Annotated in this window: 15 protein-coding genes; 6 read left to right on the top strand and 9 right to left on the bottom strand. The window is 68.1% G+C overall.

Features of this window, described 5'->3' with window-relative positions:
* Nucleotides 1–124: 124 nt before the first annotated feature.
* Nucleotides 125–1,108, bottom strand: a complete 984-nt coding sequence (locus U1872_RS13265) for a TauD/TfdA family dioxygenase (RefSeq protein WP_332793366.1) — start codon at nt 1,106–1,108, stop codon at nt 125–127.
* A gap of 53 nt (nt 1,109–1,161) precedes the next feature.
* Between U1872_RS13265 and U1872_RS13260 the strand changes: the two genes are divergently transcribed.
* Nucleotides 1,162–2,124 carry a hypothetical protein gene (locus U1872_RS13260; RefSeq protein WP_332793365.1) on the top strand — a complete coding sequence of 321 codons (963 nt, stop codon included), beginning with the start codon at nt 1,162–1,164 and terminating at the stop codon, nt 2,122–2,124.
* On the opposite strand, the gene U1872_RS13255 is transcribed toward U1872_RS13260, so the two are convergent.
* A complete protein-coding gene (locus U1872_RS13255) occupies nt 2,114–3,403 on the bottom strand; it encodes an aspartyl/asparaginyl beta-hydroxylase domain-containing protein (RefSeq protein WP_332793364.1) in 1,290 nt (429 codons plus the stop codon). The genes U1872_RS13260 and U1872_RS13255 overlap by 11 nt on opposite strands.
* Before the next feature lie 63 nt (nt 3,404–3,466).
* On the opposite strand from U1872_RS13255, the gene U1872_RS13250 reads away from it, so the two are divergent.
* Nucleotides 3,467–4,528: a hypothetical protein gene (locus U1872_RS13250; RefSeq protein WP_332793363.1), complete on the top strand. Its 1,062-nt coding sequence runs from the start codon at nt 3,467–3,469 to the stop codon at nt 4,526–4,528.
* Nucleotides 4,529–4,532: 4 nt separating this feature from the next.
* Here the strand turns inward: U1872_RS13250 and U1872_RS13245 are convergent, their stop codons facing one another.
* Complete coding sequence (locus U1872_RS13245; protein ID WP_332793362.1) at nt 4,533–4,769, bottom strand: hypothetical protein; 237 nt, start codon at nt 4,767–4,769, stop codon at nt 4,533–4,535.
* 93 nt (nt 4,770–4,862) lie between these two features.
* Between U1872_RS13245 and U1872_RS13240 the strand changes: the two genes are divergently transcribed.
* Nucleotides 4,863–6,506, top strand: a complete 1,644-nt coding sequence (locus U1872_RS13240) for a tetratricopeptide repeat-containing sulfotransferase family protein (protein WP_332793361.1) — start codon at nt 4,863–4,865, stop codon at nt 6,504–6,506.
* Between the two features lie 161 nt (nt 6,507–6,667).
* On the opposite strand, the gene U1872_RS13235 is transcribed toward U1872_RS13240, so the two are convergent.
* Entirely contained in the window at nt 6,668–9,814 is a 3,147-nt protein-coding gene (locus tag U1872_RS13235; RefSeq protein WP_332793360.1) for a TonB-dependent receptor domain-containing protein, read from the bottom strand.
* 230 nt (nt 9,815–10,044) lie between these two features.
* Between U1872_RS13235 and U1872_RS13230 the strand changes: the two genes are divergently transcribed.
* Nucleotides 10,045–10,581 (top strand): hypothetical protein, encoded by a 537-nt coding sequence (locus U1872_RS13230; protein ID WP_332793359.1) that lies wholly within the window; start codon nt 10,045–10,047, stop codon nt 10,579–10,581.
* 8 nt (nt 10,582–10,589) lie between these two features.
* On the opposite strand, the gene U1872_RS13225 is transcribed toward U1872_RS13230, so the two are convergent.
* From U1872_RS13225 to xseA, 3 genes are read right to left on the bottom strand one after another with little or no spacing between them, the layout of a single operon-like run.
* The gene (locus tag U1872_RS13225; protein ID WP_332793358.1) at nt 10,590–11,522 is read right to left on the bottom strand and encodes a M23 family metallopeptidase; all 933 of its coding nucleotides are present in this window, start codon (nt 11,520–11,522) and stop codon (nt 10,590–10,592) included.
* Nucleotides 11,519–11,719 (bottom strand): DUF2093 domain-containing protein, encoded by a 201-nt coding sequence (locus U1872_RS13220; protein WP_140848227.1) that lies wholly within the window; start codon nt 11,717–11,719, stop codon nt 11,519–11,521. Before U1872_RS13220 ends, U1872_RS13225 begins: the two co-directional genes overlap by 4 nt.
* Before the next feature lie 13 nt (nt 11,720–11,732).
* Nucleotides 11,733–13,127: an exodeoxyribonuclease VII large subunit gene (gene xseA / locus U1872_RS13215; RefSeq protein WP_443025378.1), complete on the bottom strand. Its 1,395-nt coding sequence runs from the start codon at nt 13,125–13,127 to the stop codon at nt 11,733–11,735.
* Here xseA and purD point away from each other — a divergent pair.
* Nucleotides 13,127–14,392: a phosphoribosylamine--glycine ligase gene (gene purD, locus U1872_RS13210; RefSeq protein ID WP_332793357.1), complete on the top strand. Its 1,266-nt coding sequence runs from the start codon at nt 13,127–13,129 to the stop codon at nt 14,390–14,392. The two genes, xseA and purD, sit on opposite strands and share 1 nt — an antisense overlap.
* Before the next feature lie 39 nt (nt 14,393–14,431).
* Nucleotides 14,432–15,097, top strand: a complete 666-nt coding sequence (locus U1872_RS13205) for a helix-hairpin-helix domain-containing protein (protein WP_332793356.1) — start codon at nt 14,432–14,434, stop codon at nt 15,095–15,097.
* Between the two features lie 75 nt (nt 15,098–15,172).
* Here U1872_RS13205 and U1872_RS13200 read toward each other — a convergent pair whose 3' ends face one another.
* Both U1872_RS13200 and U1872_RS13195 read right to left on the bottom strand, forming a co-directional pair.
* Nucleotides 15,173–15,826, bottom strand: a complete 654-nt coding sequence (locus U1872_RS13200) for a hypothetical protein (protein WP_332793355.1) — start codon at nt 15,824–15,826, stop codon at nt 15,173–15,175.
* Between the two features lie 90 nt (nt 15,827–15,916).
* A complete protein-coding gene (locus U1872_RS13195) occupies nt 15,917–17,242 on the bottom strand; it encodes a hemolysin family protein (protein WP_332793354.1) in 1,326 nt (441 codons plus the stop codon).
* Between the last annotated feature and the right edge of the window lie 94 nt (nt 17,243–17,336).

Genomic DNA, 17,336 nt, shown 5'->3' with positions numbered 1-17,336 from the left:
TCGCCCCCGATCTGCCCGGCCGCCGTTTGCCACGCACAGCAAACGGGGCGCCGCGAGCACTCGAATCTCGGCACCAGTCGCCTAGTCAGGTTGACCGGTAAACGCCTGATGCGCTGTCCGGCGCTCAGCCGGCGCGTGCGAGCCGCGGGTGGTCTGGGCGCAGCGGCGGCTCGAAATCGACGCGGCGCCAGATCGCGTCGGCGGGTTCCTCGGGATCGGGGATCGCGCAGGCGAGATAGCCGAAATAGGTCAGGATCACGCGCTCGGCGGTGTCGACGATCGCGGTGCGCCCGTGCAGGAAGCGCGTATTGTCGAGCATCATCAGATCGCCCGGATCCCATTCGATCTCGGCGCTGAGCCGATCGCTGGTCGCCTTGATCGCCTGCAACCACGCGTCGGGCACCGGATGCCCATCGTCGAGCACGGGATGATCGTTGCGACCATGGTTGAAGCGCGAGAAGAGCAGGAAATTGCCGAAAGCGGGCGCGTCGACGAACATCGGCGTGTGGAGCGCGGGACGGCTGAACACGCGCAGGATCCCGGCATCGGGATAGCGCCGGAAGTAATAGGGACACTCCGGCGGCGGCGCGGCGAGCTGCGCGTCGCTCGGCGTCGGGGTGCCGAGCCAATACGCGAGCAGCGATGGCCAGGTCGGCTTGATATAGAGCAGGCGCCGGCCTTCCAGCGCGCGGCGCACCGCCTCGGGCATTTCGCGCACCAGCGCGACCCCGTCGCAGATCGTCGTGCGACCGCCCGATCGCGGCGCCACCAGGCAGCCGAAGAAGGCGACGTCGGGCTTCCATGGCTCGCGCGACAGTTCGGGATGCAAGGCGAACGCGCCGTTGCCGGCATCGACCGTGAAGACGTTGGCGGCGGCGTCGACCGGCTCACGGCCCGGGCTTTCGTTGACCACCGCGGTCGCGCAATACTGCTTGGCAAACGCCCCGAAGTCGGCGGTGTCGACGCCGAAGCCGCGAAACAGCAGCGCACCGTGCGTCTTGTAGAGATCGAGGATCTGCGCGGAATCGAGCGCGAGGATCGAGGCTTCGCCGGCCGCTTCGATCACGACCTGCGGTTGGTGCAGTGCGGGCAAATGGATGATGGGCATGGCCTGGCAGGGATAGCCGCCAACGTCTGCGCACGCTACAGCGAAGCGTGGCTTTGACCTTCGACGATCTCTTCGCTTCGCCCGACCATTATCTGCAGTCGTTCGAGGATCAGCACGCGGTGTTCGTGCCGATGGACCGCGCCGCCTATCATCGCTCGATCTTCCTCGACCGCCGGATCGCGCCGGCCAGCGAGCAGCGCATGGCGCTGCCGCTCGGCGACTTGATCGCGCGCGCGCCGACCGCGGCTGCGCCGACTGCGTGGATCTTCCACATGGCGCATTGCGGGTCGACCTTGCTCGCGCGCGCGCTCGACGACCCCGGCGCGAGCCTGGTGCTGCGGGAGCCGCTCACGCTGCGGCAGACCGCGATCGCGCGCGACCCCGCGCTGCTGCCGCTGGTGCTGGCGATGCTCGGCAAGCGCTATCGCGGCGATGCGCCGACGCTGGTCAAGGCCAATGTGCCGGTCAACTTCCTGCTGCCGCAGCTTGCCGCCGCGCAGAGCGATGCGCGCGCGGTGCTGCTCTATCTCCCCTTACGCGCCTATCTGCTGGCGATCCTGCGCGACGACAATCATCGTACCTGGCTGCGCCACGTCACGACGCAATTGGCGCCCTATATCGGCGACTGGTCGGCGCTGAGCGATGCCGAGCGCGGCGCGGCCCTGTGGCTGGCGCAGGTCGACGCCTTCACCGCGGCGCTGGTGGCGATGCCGAACGCGCGCACGCTCGATGCGGAACGGCTGTTCGACCAGCCACTGGCGGTGCTGAACGAAGCCGCGGCGCAGCTCGGCGTGCCGATCGCGTCCGCGGCGCTCGAAGCGGTCGTCGCCGGTCCGCTCTTCTCGACCTACTCGAAGAATCCCAGCGTCGCGTTCGACAATGCCGCGAGGCGCGCGCGGGCTGCCGAGGTCGCCGCGCGAATCGCGCCCGAGCTCGACCTCGCGCAAGCCTGGGTCGCACAGCACGCGCCAGCCACCCCCGAAGCCGCGCTGATCGCGGCGGCGCTCAGTCGCTGATGTCGAACGCCGACTGCGGGGCGCCATCGGTGTCGGCGGCGACGGCGTAGAAGCGGCGCAACAGCTCGCGCTCGGTCGCGCTGATATACGGATTCCACACGTCGAAGATCAGAATCGCGCGCATCTCGTCCGAGCGGTTCCACGCTTCATGCTCGATCGTGTCGTCGAACACCCACGCCTCGCCTTCGCGCCAGTCGCGTGTTTCCCCACCGACGCGGAAGCTGCAGCCGGGCGGGACGATCAGCGGCAGATGGACGATCGCGCGGACGTTGCTCACGCCGGTATGCGCGGGCAGATGCGCGCCCGGCTGGAGTAGCGAGAAGAACACCGTCGGCGTCCGCCCCGGCAGATCCGACAGCGGCAGCGCTTCGATGATCGCCGCGGTCTGCGGTGCACGCGCGCAGGCGGCCGCGTCGCGGCGGCCGTCCTTCCACAGATGCAGCGCGCCCCATTGCAGCGAATGGTCGAGCGCCGACCATTTGTTCTGCGGCGTCCCCGCGGGCATCGCGACATAGGGCCGGATCGCCTGCGCATCGGCGGCGAGGATCGCCTCGAGCTCGGCGCGGATCAGGTCGGTCTTCGCCTCGATCTCGGCGAGCCACGGGAAGTGGTCGCGCGCGAAATATTCGTCGGCGGGGAGGAAGGGGAAATGCATCCCCGCGCAGACGTTCGCATAGATAGAACGCCGGCCGAGCGCATGGTCGATGCACGCGTCGGCGCGGCGGCGATCGGCCGCGGGGATCGTGTCGCGCACCGCCGCCAGGCCGCGATCGATCGTCGTGCCGAACGCCGCGCTCTGCTGCTGTACGAAGTTGCGCGCATGGTCGAACATCAGTTCGAGCGCGGGGCTGCGCTCGTCGATCGACGGCTCCATCGCGAGCACGCCGCGCCAGCGCTCGGCCGCGCCAGCCGCATCGCCTTGCCGCTCGCGCAGCTCCGCCATCCGCACCAGCGCCATGAAGTGACGCTGGTCGAGCGCGAGCGCGCCGTCGAGCGCCGCCGCCTCGCCGGCCGCATCGCCCTGCTCGCGCCGCGCTCGCGCCAGGTTCATCCACAATTCGGGTGCGGCCGGATCGGCGGCGATCGCGCGCGTGAAGAAGGTCGTCGCTTCGTCGAACTGGGCTTGGGTCAGGGCGTGCAGGCCGAGCGCGTTCAGCGCCAGCGGATACTCGCCTTGCGCCACCACGTCGCGGAACAGCCGGGCGGCGGCGTCACTGCGGCCGGCGCGCCGTTCCTGGACGGCAGTCTGAAGCATCCGCTGAATCTGCGCATCGTCCATCCACCCTGCTTATCGGCGGCGATCCGACTAGACAATGCGCGCGCGCGTGCACAAACAGGCGCGATGACGTCGGCCATCTTGTCGGGCGGCCCCCCGGGCCAGCCGGGAGCGATCGCCGCTGCCGTGCGCGACGCGGGATCGCTCGCCCACCGCTACGATCCCGGGCACGACGCGGTGCATTTTCTGCCGCTGGCGCGCGCCGAGCACGAACGCGCGACTTTCCTGACCGACGACTATCTGCCGACCGGGCGCGCCCCGCTGGTGGTGCGCCGCGCCGACGCGATCGCCGCAGCGCCACCGGCCGCGCCGCTGCACTTCCTGTTCCACTCGGCCTTCTGCTGCTCGACGCTGTTCGCCCGCGCGCTCGATCATCCCGGCTGGTCGATGGGGCTGAAGGAGCCGGTGATCCTCAACGACATCATCGGCTGGCGGAGGCGCGGCGGGCAAGGGCCCGACATGGCGGCGGTGCTCGACGATGTGCTGACGCTCTCGGCCCGGCCGTTCGCGCCGGGCGAGATGGTCTGCATCAAGCCGTCGACCGCGGTGAACGCGCTCGCCCCCGCGATGCTGACGCTGCGCAGCGATGCGTGCGCGGTGCTGCTCTACGCGCCGCTCCGCACCTACCTCGGATCGATCGCGCGCAAGGGGCTCGACGGGCGGCTGTGGGTGCGCACGCTGCTGATGGGGATGCTCGACGACAAGCTGGTCGATCTCGGCTTCGCGCCGCGCGACTATCTCGGCCAGACCGATCTTCAAGTCGCAGCGGTCGGCTGGCTCGCGCATCAGCAGCTGTTCGCAAGGCTGGTCGATCAGTTCGGGCCGGCGCGCGTGCGCACGCTCGACAGCGCCACGTTGATGGCAGATCCGTCGGCCGCGTTGGCCGCCTTCGCGACGCTGACCGGCCGCCCGCTAGACGCCGACACCCACGCGGCAATCGCAGGGGGTCCGGCGTTCAGGACGCACTCCAAGTCAGGCGCGACCTTCGACGCGCGCGACCGTGCCAGGGAACTCGCGCAGGGTGATGCGCTTCATGCCGATGAAATCGACAAAGTGGTACGATGGGCCGAGGTGGTGGCTTCCAATGTCGGGATCGCCCTTGCGACCCCCGCGCCGCTGCTTGGCTAGGCGTTCAACACGAACCGCTATTGCCAAGATTGCGGCACGACGCGCTTCCCGACAGGAGTGTCCGGACATTCTCGCGTTGCTCATCCCATTCGCGCCGCGTCTTGCAGATCTTGGAGGTGTTGATCAAAGAACCGGTGACCACGGCCTGCTTGCAGATCACCTTGTCCGGAGACAAAGCGGAAGGCTTGGCCGCGCTGGCGGGTATTGGCTGAGGATCGGCGGCGACCAGCGAGAACAACATCAGGATTATCATCTCGACCTCACAGCGCAGGTAATTATGGCGATGTGCCAGTGCGATGATACGGATTATGGCTGAGCAATGTCAAAGCGAAACATGAAGCAAAATCGCTCCCCGGCCGCGGCGCGCGCGCAAAGATCGCAGATCGATCAAGCGCTTGCGGCGGGCGACGTCGCGCAGGCCGCGAAGCTTGCGGAGCGCGAGCTGGCGGCGGGTCGCGCCGATCCGCTGACGCTCAATCTCGCCGCATGGCGCAGGGAGGAAGCCGGCGATTTCGCCGCCGCGCATGCCTTGCTGCGCCGCGCGCTCGCGATCAGCCCTGGCGACGTGGCGATCCTCGGCTCGGTCGGTGCCGTGCTGCGCAAGCAGGGATTTCTGACCGAGGCGCTCGCCGTGCTCGACGGCGTGGTGGCGGCCGAACCGCGCCATGCGGCGGCGTGGCTCGAGCGGGGCTATGTGCTCGATGCGCAACGCGCCGATGCCGCCGCGCGCGCGAGCTACGAGCGCGCGCTTGCGCTCGACTCGACATTGTCGCCCGCGCTCGGCAAGCTTGCCGATACCGCCGCCCGCCGTGGCGACGTCGCTGGCGCAAAAGGCTATGCGCAGCGTGCACTGTCGCTCAACCCGCACGAGCCATCCGCAGTGTTCGCCCTCGCCTTGCTGGCGGTCGAGGCGCGCGACGGCGCGCGCGCGGAAGCGCTGTTGCGGCCATTGCTCGCGACGCCGCTCGCGCTTGACGATCGCACCCGCTCGCTCACCTTGCTCGGCGATGCGCTAGACCGGCTCGACCGCCCCGACGAAGCATTCGACGCGTATCGCGCTGCGCAGGCGACGTTTCGCCAAGCCTATAACGTCCTGCTCGCGCCGACGGCGGATCGGCCGTCGCACCGCGCCTTCATCCAAGCAATCCATGCGCAGGTCGCCGCCACCGGCGCGGTTGTGGCGCTGCCCGGCGGGGACGCGGTGCCCGGCGCGGCGGCGACACACGTCTTCCTGCTCGGCTATCCACGCTCCGGGACGACGTTGGTCGAGAACGTGCTGGCGAGTGCGCGCGATGTCGTCGCGCTCGAGGAGCGCGACACGCTGGTCGATATCGATGTCGCACTGCTGGCGAACGACGGGACGATGCCCGCGCTCGACACGCTCGATCCGGCGCTGCTGCACGATCTGCGGATGCGCTACTGGGCGCGTGTTGCGACGCTCGCAGGTACGGCGGTGACGGGCAAGGTGCTGGTCGACATGAATCCGTTCAACGGGATCAAGCTGCCAATCCTCTCCCGGCTGTTCCCGCAGGCGCGCTTCGTCATCATGCGGCGCGATCCCCGCGACGTCGTGCTGAGTTGCTTCCGCGTCAATTTCACTCCCGGCGCGGGGGCCTGGGCGTTCAGCGACATCGAGGAAGCGGCGCGCCATTATGACGCGCTGATGCGGCTGATCGATCTCGCGCGCGCGACGCTGCCGATCGCGACGCACGAGGTCCGCTACGATCGATTGGTCGGCGATTTCAAGCCGACGGTGCGCGCGCTCGCCGACTTCATCGGGCTAGCGTGGACCGATGCCTTTGCGGGCTTCGCGACGACCGCCAGGGATCGCGGCGTCCGCACCGCAAGCGAGACGCAGGTGCGCAAGGGGCTGTACAATGGCGGCGGGCAGTGGCGGCGCTATGCCGACCAGCTGGCACCCGTGTTGCCGATCCTCGCGCCGTGGGTCGAGCGCTTCGGCAGCGGCGACGAGGACTAGCGACTGGGCTGCGGCCCCCGGCACTCGCCGAACGAATGTCATCCCTCAACGGCCAGGTATCACGAGACAGTTGCTGCGCGACTGCCGACGACCGGCCGCCTCGTTGCAAAAAAGGGGGCGAGCCTTGCGGCCCGCCCCCTCTTTCGTGTGTCAGGCGTCGGTCAGAACTTGACGGTAGCGCCGACTGCGAAGCGACGGCCCAGCGCGTCGTAGGTCGACGGATAGGTGTTGCCGCTGTTGAACGACGTCGAACCCACGGTGCCGCCGACGATGGGAGCATCGCGATCGAACAGGTTCATCACCGCGAAGGTCAGGTCGAAGTGATCGCCGATGGCGAAGCGCGTCGTCAGATCGAAATAATCATAGGACGGGATCTTGCCGAAGTTGACCACGGTGCCTTGCAGGGCACCGGTTCCGATCGTGCCGCTGAAGGTCGTCACGCCCGGCTCGACGCGCATCGAGCTGATGTGGCGCCAGTTGACCGACAGATCGACGCGACCGAAGGTCAGCGTGGTGCGCTGGTTCCAGGTGAACTCAGGCTGGAGCGACCCTGCCGAAGACGACGGACCTGCCGAAGCCGGCGAACCGCAATTCTGGCCGTAGAGGCCGACGCAGTTCAGGACGTCGGAGCCGGGCTTCGCCTGGAAGCGCGAACGGGCGGTCCAGTTGCCGTTGAAGCTCAGGTTCAACTTCGCGAAGCCGAGATTGCGGCGATAGTTGGCGCTGAGGTCGATACCGTCGGTCAGCACCGTACCGTCATTGCTCGGGATGATGTTGAGGCCCTGCGTGGTCGCCGGGTCGCCATCGAGCGCACCGGTTGCCGGGTTGCGGCGAATGACCGTGCAGTTCACGTCGGCAGCGCTCGCCGCCGTGATGCCCGTACCCGCACGATCCCCGAAGCAGAGGTTGTAGGCGCCACCAGCGGTCAGCTGGGAAATCGCATCACGGATCGAGATGTTGTAATAGTCGACCGAGATCGAGAGACCCGGCACATAGTCGGGCTGGAATACGATCCCAAGCGTGTACGAGTCCGACTTTTCCGGCCGCAGGGTGATGTTGCCGCCACTGGTGAAGTTGGCCTGCGCCGCTGTCGGGGTCTGGATGCTGCCGATCGAGGTCGCCGGAGCGCCCTGTGCCAGGCAGACCGCGCGGAGGTTCGCATTGGTCGTCGGCCCTGCGCCGGCGCACGCATCGTACGACAGGTTGGTCAGGCCGGTTGTGACCGGTGCGAACAACTCGTTGATGTTCGGCGCGCGGACCGCCCGCTGATAGGTACCACGGATCCGGATGCCGCGCGTCGGCTCCCAGGTCGCGCCCCCCTTGTAGGTCCACGTGTCGTAGCCGCGCGATGCGGCCGAATCGACCTTGTAGGACGAATAGCGCAGGCCACCTTCGAGCGTGAGACTGTTGAAGAACGGCTTGTCGGCAACCAGCGGGACGTTGAGCTCGCCATACCCTTCCGTGACATGATAGCCGCCCGAGAAGGTCGGTGCAGCGCCGCCCGCACCGCCGAGCTCACCCGGCGTCTGCGAAAGCGTGTCGGACGACTGCGACGCCGAATATTTGCGATACTCGGTGCCCAGAGCGAAGCCGATCGGGCTGTTGGCATACGGCGACGACACGCCGATATCGCCGGTCAGCAGAGCGCGCGCTTGGGCGAGCGATGCGCGGTTGGTCGAGGTGCTGTTGGCGGTGAGATATGACACCTGGCCAGGTGTGATCGAGCCTTCCGGACCGAACAGATTGATCGGAACGCAGCCCGACCCAGCCGTGGTGCTTGCAGCACCGCCAGGCGCGCCGGGAAGGCACGTCGTGGTGTTGGTCGCGAACGCCGCGGCGCGCAGTCGCGACGTGAGCACGTAGTTCTGGATCGTCTGGGTGTTCTCGGACTCGCCGTACGACCCGTTCATGTCGAGCTTGATCGAGTCGGTGATGCCGATCTTCACGCCGGCGCGATAATCGAACAGCGTCGTCGTGTAGTCCGACAGACGCGAACCGACTTCGGTCATGCGACGGTTCGTCGCGACGGTGAAGTAGCGGAAGTTCGGATCTGCCGTGGACGTCGCGGTCCCCGCTGCAGCGCACTGCGCCGCCGTCAGCTGCGCAACCTGGACGCCGACCGAATTGAAGGTCGGGTTGTTGTTGCAGAACGTCGTGCGCGCCGCCGCCGGCAGATACGGGTTGGAGAACGGGATCGCAAGCGAGGAGCCGAAGCTGCCCGACGGCGCGATGATCGTGCTCACCTTGTTCTTCGAGAACATGCCGCGCGAATAGACTTCGACGTTGTCGGAGATCTCATACCGCGCCGCGCCGTAGATGTTGTAGCGCTGGAACGGCGTCTGGAAAACGTTGTACGGGTTGAAGTTGAACGGCACGACCGGCGACTGAAGCGCACCAGTGGTGGGGTTGATCTGCCGGTTGCCCGACACCCACGCCGGATTGACGACACCCGGAACAGCCGCAACACCCGGCGACGCCGGGATTGGCTGGACGAGATACTGGCCTGCCAGGCCCGCGACCGAGAAGCGCGTCGGCACGGTGGTGCCCGAACCGCCGGCAGCGCCGCTGGTCGAGGTGTAGTTGTTCACCGCGATCTGCCGTGCGCCCTGATAGACCGGGTCGGAATGCTGGTAGCCGACCGACAGCACCGCGTTGCCTCGGCCGTCGTCGAAATTGGCGCCGATGGTCAGATCGGCGCGATAGGTGTGGCCATCGCCGCGCTCGGTGATCTGGTTCGAGACCGATGCCTCGACGCCCGAGAAATCCTGGCGGGTGATGAAGTTGATGACGCCCGACACGGCATCGGCGCCATACGTGGTGGCAGCACCGCCGGTCACCGTCTCGACGCGCTGGACGAGCGCGAGCGGGATGTTGTTGAGATCGACGCGGCCGACCGTGTTCGATGGCGTGATGCGGTTACCGTCGAGCAGCACGACGTTGCGGAAGTTGCCGAGGCCGCGAAGATCCGCGTAGCTGGCGCCGCCGTTGCCGTTGTTGACCGCCGAGCCGATGCTCGCCACCGCGCCCGGCAGATCGCGCAGGACCTGCTCTGCGGTGTTGGTCTGGCGCAGGACGAGTTCGTCCGAGCCGATGACCGCGACGGGGGTCGAGCTGACGAGGTTGGGATTGCGAATGAGGCTGCCGGTGACGACGATGTCGGCGCCGCTCGTTTCGGCAGGTGCGGGCTGACCAGCGGTGTCGGCGGGCGGCGTGGCAGGCGCGGTCTGCGCAAAGCCAGGCGCCGACACCAGAGCGGCGCTGGCGAAGAGCGTGGAGCCAAGCAGAATGGACCGTGTCTTCAGTTTCATAAAACCCCCATTTCGGCCTATTAAGCCAATTCGCATGTACGCCCGATCGATGCCGGGTCTTGCGACATGCGTATGATATCGCACAGTGGGACCGCAACGGCCTATTGGGACGCAGAGACATAATTGTTTCGCATGTGACGTTTTAGATACAGATCGCAGCATCTGGGCGAATTGCGGGTCGACGCGCGCAGCCTATAAGGGCGCGCACCGCCATCTTTGGAGCTCCACCCATGACCAAGCGCGCCGCCCTGCTTATCCCTGCCCTTCTGGCGGCGCCGCTCCCGGCCGCGGCGCAAGCCGTCGAAAATCGCGGCGACGCGCTGGTTTCGGCGATCGCGGCGTGTCGCACCGTTGCGGAAGATCAGCGACTGGCCTGTTACGAACGGACCAGCGCGGCCCTGATCGGCGCGCGCGACCGTCGCGAGATCCGGATCGTCGATCGCGAGACGGTGCAACGCGCGAAACGCTCGCTGTTCGGCTTCTCGCTGCCGCACCTCAATCTGTTCGGCACCGGCAAGGAAGACCCGCGGGCCGACTCCGACACAGACGTCAAGGAGATCACCAGCACGGTAACCTCGGTCCGGCAGGCGGCCTATGGCCTATGGTCCTTCGGCCTTACCGAGGGCGGCGAGTGGCAGTCGATCCGCGAATCGACGAGCTTCGAGCCGCACCGCGGCGACACGATCACGATAAAGGCGGGCATCCTCGGGCACTACACCGCCCGGATCGGCAAGGACCGCGCAGTCGATGTGAAACGCCTGCGCTGAGACGCGCGTCACTCGGCGTTGGGCATCGGCCCGGCGACGAGCAGCGGATCGATCTTCGCGTCGCGCCACTTCAGGCTCCAGTGCAGATGCGGCCCGGTCGCGCGCCCGGTCATCCCCGACAGCGCCACCGGCTGCCCGCGCCGGACGCGCTCGCCGACACGAACATCGATCCGCGCGAGGTGGAGGAAGGCGGTGTTGAGGCCGTTGCCGTGATCGATCATCAGCAGATTGCCCTCGAGCGTGAAGGGGTGGTCGGCGGCCAGAATTACCACGCCGTCGGCCGGCGCGAGAATCACAGAGCCCTGCGGCTTGGCGACATCGAGGCCGGAATGGTACGACCCCGCCTCGCCATTCTTGTAGATCCGCTGCGAGCCGAACAGCGTCGAGATGCGCCCGGTGGTCGGCCACAGGAAGGGCTGCCGCCAGCCTTGCGAATCCGACTGGACGCGGCGCGCGGCGGCGATCTGCGCGAGCTCGGCGGGACGCAGCCGGTCGAACTCGGGCTGCGGCAGCGGGATCTTGGGGAGCGTCGACAGGCGCGAAATGTCCCAGCCGCGCGGCGCGATCGCCAGCGTGTCGCGCACGATCCGCCCGTCCTCGAGCGTCGCGACCAGGCTCGCACTCGGCCCGGCATCGCGGTCGAAGCCGATCAGGAAACGGCCATCGCTCGCCACCGGGATCGCCGCGCCGTTGAAACTCAACATGCTCGTGCCGGCGGGCGCGATGCCGATGACGATGCCGCCCTGGATCATCGATCCCGAATAGCTAAAGCTCGCCGGCAGCGGCGCCGGACGGCGCACCGGCGGCGCGGTGGCGCGCTGGGGGGCAGACTGCTGCGGGACCGAACGCTCGGCCGCCGTCGCGCAACTCCCGAGAACGACCATTACCGCGAAGCCGGTGGTCCAGAGTGCGATCGTCGAAATGCCCCCCCGGGCGGTCACGCCGGCGTCATCGCTTCGGTGGCGATCGCCGCGCTGGCATAGGCCTCCTGCTTGGCGACGCTCCAGTAGCGCAGATCGTCGAGCGCGATGCGCGTGCCGCTGACCGCGCAGACTACGTGATCGCCGGGTGCGAGCACGCGAAAGCCGTTCGCCATGAAGTGGAGCCGCGCGGGGCGATCGGTATTGGACATCAACATGGCGCGGCTCGTTCTAGAGGAGGGTGGGCTGTTCGGGCGGTGGCGTACCATATGCCTTGGCGCCGCTACGCTCAACCTTGGCGTCGACCTCGCCGTCGCGGAAGTGGAGCGTGACGGTGCCGGCGGTGCGTGCGGCGCTCGCCGAACCGACCACCGCGCCCGACGGTCGCGCCGAGACGAAGGCATAGCCGCGATCGAGGATCGCGTTTGGCCCGAGCGATTCCACCAGCCGCCACGTCGCGCTCAGCCGGTCGCGCCCGCGCTCGAGCTGGCGGTCGAGCGTCGACAGCCGCAGCGCACCCGCCGAGCGATCGAGCTGTCCGCGCGCGACGACGACGCGGCGTTCGAGCCCGCGATCGAGCCGCGCGCCGAGATCGTCGGCTTTCTGTCGCTGCGGCCCGAGCAAGGCGTCGCGGCGCGGGAGTACCCGGACCAGGGCGGTGAGTTGCTCGCGCCCGCGCTCGGCATAGCGCCGCGCGCATTTCTCTGTGCGGTTGCCATAGCCTGCCAGCGTCAGGCGCAGGTCGGCGAGCACGGGCACCGCCATTTCTGCCGCGGCAGTCGGGGTCGGCGCGCGCAGGTCGGCGGCGAAATCGGCGAGCGTGGTGTCGGTCTCATGCCCCACCGCCGAGATCAGCGGGATGCTGCACTTGGCGATCGCGCGGACGACGACCTCCTCGTTGAACGCCCACAGATCCTCGATCGAGCCGCCGCCGCGCGCGACGATGACGAGGTCGGGGCGGGTCTCGGGCGACATCGCGTCGAACCCGGCGATCGCGCGTGCAACCTCCTCGGCGGCACCTGCGCCCTGCACCTTGACCGGCCAGACGAGCACATGCGTCGGGCAGCGGTCCTCGAGCCGGTGGAGGATATCGCGGATCACCGCGCCGGTTGGCGACGTCACCACGCCGATCCGGCGCGGCAGGAAGGGCAAAGGCTTCTTGGCGGCGGGTGCGAACAGCCCCTCCCCCGCCAGCTTGGCCTTGAGCTTCTCGAGCAGCGCCATCAGCGCGCCCTCGCCCGCCAGCTCCATCCGATCGATGATGATCTGGTATTTGGAACGGCCGGGGTAGGTCGTGATCTTGCCGGTCGCGATCACTTCGGCGCCGTCCTGCGGGGTGAAGCCGAGTTGCGCGACATTGCCCTTCCAGATCACGCCGTCGATGACCGCGCTGTCGTCCTTGAGGCTGAGATAGGCGTGGCCCGACGAGACGCGCTTATAGCCCGAAATCTCGCCGCGCAGCCGCACGAAGCCGAATTCCGTCTCGACGACGCGCTTGAGCTTTCCAGCGAGTTCCCCGACACTCATCGGCGCGGCGTTGTCGCCGGGAGCGGGCTCGGCTACGAGGCCGCCCAATCCGGCGCCCATCCCCTCGCGCCGCGCAATCTCTAGAAAAGGGTCCGCCATTGAATGTCCTGTTGATCGGCTCGGGGGGTCGCGAACATGCGCTGAGCTGGAAGCTCGCGCAATCGCCGCGCCTGCGTACACTGTTCGCCGCACCCGGCAATCCGGGCATTGCAGCGCATGCGCAGATCGTATCGCTCGAGCTGACCGATCACGCCGCGGTAGTGGCCTTCTGTGCCGAGCAGTCGATCGAACTGGTCGTGATCGGCCCCGAGGCGCCTTTGGTCGACGGGCTCGGCGACAGCCTGCGCGCGGCGGGTGTCGCGGTGTTCGGGCCAGACAAGGCGGCAGCACAGCTCGAAGGGTCGAAGGCCTTTACCAAGGCGCTGTGCGATCGGGCCGGTATCCCGACCGCGGGCTATGTCCATGCGACGAGCCGCGCCGAGGCGCGCCATGCGCTCGACCGCTTCGGCGTGCCCGTCGTGGTCAAGGCCGATGGCCTCGCCGCGGGTAAGGGCGTGACGGTCGCCATGACACGCGAGGAGGCCGAGGCAGCGCTTGCGGATCTGTTCGGCGCGCGCGGCGGGGAAGCGGTGATAGAGGAATTCCTCGAAGGCGAGGAAGCCAGCCTGTTCGTGCTGACCGACGGCAAGGACATCCTCAGCTTCGGCTCGGCGCAGGACCATAAGCGCGTCGGCGAAGGCGATACCGGTCCCAACACCGGCGGCATGGGCGCGTACAGCCCGGCGCGCGTGCTCACCCCCGAGCTCGAGGCCCGCGCGATCGAAGAGATCGTCAAGCCGACCGTCGCGGCGATGGCTGCGGCGGGGACACCGTTCTCTGGCGTGCTCTATGCCGGACTGATGCTGACCGCGGACGGCCCCAAGCTGATCGAATACAACGCCCGCTTCGGCGACCCCGAATGCCAGGTGCTGATGGCGCGGCTCGACGAGGATCTGCTCGAGGTGCTGCTTTCGGTGGCGAACGGGACGCTCGGGCAGCGTGAGCCCGCGAAGTGGGTCGCGCAGACCGCGCTGACCGTCGTGCTCGCCGCCAACGGCTATCCCGGCACGCCGGCAAGCGGCGGCGCGATCGACGACGTGGCCGAAGCCGAGGAGACCGGCGCCTTGGTCTTCCAGGCGGGCACTCGGCTGGAGGGCGATCAGCTCGTCGCATCGGGCGGGCGCGTGCTCGCGGTGACCGCGCTCGGCGACACCGTCGCCGCCGCGCAGGAAGCGGCGTATCATGCGGTCGACCAGATCGTCTTCCCGAGCGGTTTCTGCCGCCGCGACATCGGCTGGCGCGAAATTGCGCGCGACGCGCGCTGAGCTCTTGCGCTAGCCTTCGCCAAATTCAGGAGTTGCGTCATGTCTTCCGGCCCCCAGAACCCCAACCAGGCGATCGACGTCATGGTGCCGATCACCATTTCGCATGTGATCCTGATGATCGCGCTCGCCGCCGCCGCGCTGGCGGTGCTGTGGTACGGCACGATCCTCCACCGCCGCCGCAAGAATGCGGCAAAGCAGGTCGAGGAGAATTTCGCGATCGCCGAGGAACATGGCGCGACCGCCGAGCCTGGGAGCGCGTCGATCGACGGGACGCCGGCGGTGTCATCGGATGTCCCGGCCAGAGCCGAAGCGACACCGATCGCTAAGCGAGCGCCCGAAGCAGCCCCTACCCCGGCCGAGGTTCTCGCGCCAACGCCGGCGCCTGTCGCGCAGCCAGCGCCTGCGCCAGCCGCGCACGCACCTACGCCAGCGCCAGCGCCGGCCGCCGCAGCAACGCCGATCGCCAGCGACCTCACGCAGATCAAAGGCCTCGGCCCGAAGCTCGCGGCAGCACTTGCCGAGCAAGGCATTACCCGCGTCGAGCAGATCGCGGCGCTCACCCCCGACGCGGCTGCCGCGCTCGATTCGCAGCTCGGCGTTTTCAAGGGCCGAATGGTGCGCGACCGCTGGATCGAGCAAGCCCAGCTGCTCAGCGCAGGCGATCGCACAGGGTATGAGGCAGCGTTCGGGAAATTGGGCGGGTAAACGTGCTGGAGCGGCCCGCTCGCCCTTTTCGACGAGTCGCCAGCTGCTCCCCCCCCCTGGAAAGCCGGCACACCGTCAGAACGGCGCTGGCACGCTCCGTGTCACGGTGAAGTGCGATGGATCAGCCGCTTTGAAGCGCACCTCGGTAACGATCTTGCCCGGCTCTCCCAACCATAGCACCACATCCCCGGCATCGTGAGTGATGGTCCACGGCGTCAACCTGCTGAGCGCCGAGCGAATGGCCTTGCTGCTGCCGCAAAGGCCCGATGCTGTTGCGTCGGCGCACTGAAACTGCGTTTGGCGTGCCCCGCTCACACCGTCCTTAAGGCGTGCGAGCGCCTCCCAGCCCTGGCCGAGGGTGACACCTGGATTGAGATGAACGTAGCGCCCAGCCGGGCAAACGCCCCGCGATATCGCGGCGATTTCCTGGGTGCTGTAGACCCCGCCGACCATGGCCGTGCTGATGTCCGCCCCGCGCGGTGCCCGAAACTGCACGGTCCAGCGTCGTCTGACGCACCCTGAGCCGCTTGCGGTCGGACGCTCGAGCAACTGTCCTTCGGTCGTGTCCGGAGCGTTCATGCCGCCGGTCGGCGCTTCGAACGTCGCGATCGCACCATGTGGCTGATCCCGGAGCACCGCATCGCCCGCCGCGGCCGGCGACAGCTTGCGAAGCTCGCCGAGCGTAAGCGACGTTGCGGGTTGGGCTAATACCAAAGCAAGCACGATCATCTGGAATTCCTTGTCCCGACCACCGCCTTGCCGATGGTTTCCGTGCCGCACCGCGGATCACACCCGAGGCGCCATCTTCTCGGGGCCGGATTACCCCAGCCGGAACCCGGCCTCGCGCGCGCGGCTCACCAGCAATTTGTCGATCCGTCGCCCGTCGAGATCGACCACCTCGAACTTCCAGCCCTGCTCGACGAAGCTTTCGCCCTCGCCCGGCAGATGGCGGAACACTGCGAGCGCGAGCCCCGCGACGGTCGCGTAATCGCGGCCCTCGGGCAGGTCGATGCCGAGCCGCTCGGCGAGCGCGTCGACCGCCATCTGGCCCGCGACCAGCAACGAGCCATCGTCGCGCGTCACGACCGAGGGCGCATCGTCGGGGTCGGCGTCCGAGGCGAATTCGCCCGCGATCGCCGCGAGCAGATCGGCGGGCGTCACGATCCCCTCGAAATGCCCGTATTCGTCGTGGATCAGCGCCATCGGCACCTCGGCCTGGCGCAGCGCGTCGAGCGCGTCCATCGCGTCGATCTGATCGAGCACCACCGGCGCCTGCCGCATCAGCGCGCGCAGGTCGAACGCGCCGCCCTGCAGCAAGGCGACCGCGATGTCGCGCGCCTGCACGACGCCGATCACGGTGTCGACCGAGCCTTCGGTCACCGGCAGCCGGCTGTGCGACGCGAGCATCAGCGCGGCGCGGATGCCGGCATCGTCCATCGTCGCATCGATCCACTCGATGTCGGTGCGCGGCGTCATCACCTCGCGCACCGGACGATCGGCGAGCCGCACCACGCCCGAGATGATCGAGCGCTCATGCTCCTCGATGATCCCCGACTTGCTTGCCTCGGCGACGATCAGATGGAGCTCCTCGGCGGTGACATGCTCCTCGCTCTCGCGCTTCAATCCCATCAGCCGGAACAGCAGCCCCGACGACGAATCGAGCAGCCACACCAGCGGCGCGGCGACGCGCGCGAGGATCAGCAGCGGCCCGGCCATCATCGCCGCGAGCGGCTCGGGCGCGCGCAGCGCGATCTGCTTGGGGACAAGCTCGCCGATCACCAGCGAGGCATAGGTTGTGATGCCGATGACGAGCGCGAAGCCGATCGACTGCGTCGTTTCGGTGGCGAGCCCGAGGAACCCCATCCGCGCCGCGACCGGCCCGCCAAGGCTCGCGCCCGAATAGGCACCGGCGAGAATCCCGATCAGCGTAATGCCGATCTGCGTCGTCGAGAGGAACTTGCCGGGGTCGGCGGCGAGCGCCATCGCGGTGCGTGCGCCGCGCCGCCCGGTCCGCGCCATTGCCTCGAGCCGCGCCTTGCGCGACGAGACGATCGCCAGTTCGGACATAGCGAATACACCGTTCAGAACGATCAGCGCGAAGATGATCGCGACGTCGATCCAGGGAAAGGGGGGAAGCGGGGGCATGGCGCCGGGCATCCTTTGCGCGAATCCGCCTAATTCACAACCACTCTCGCACATCGCGTGTCGTTGACTTCGGTGCGCAAGCAGAACAATCGCC

It is taken from the genome of Parasphingomonas frigoris (genome assembly GCF_036663815.1).
Classification (GTDB): domain Bacteria; phylum Pseudomonadota; class Alphaproteobacteria; order Sphingomonadales; family Sphingomonadaceae; genus Sphingomonas.
This window is presented reverse-complemented; position numbering and strand designations above follow the sequence as displayed.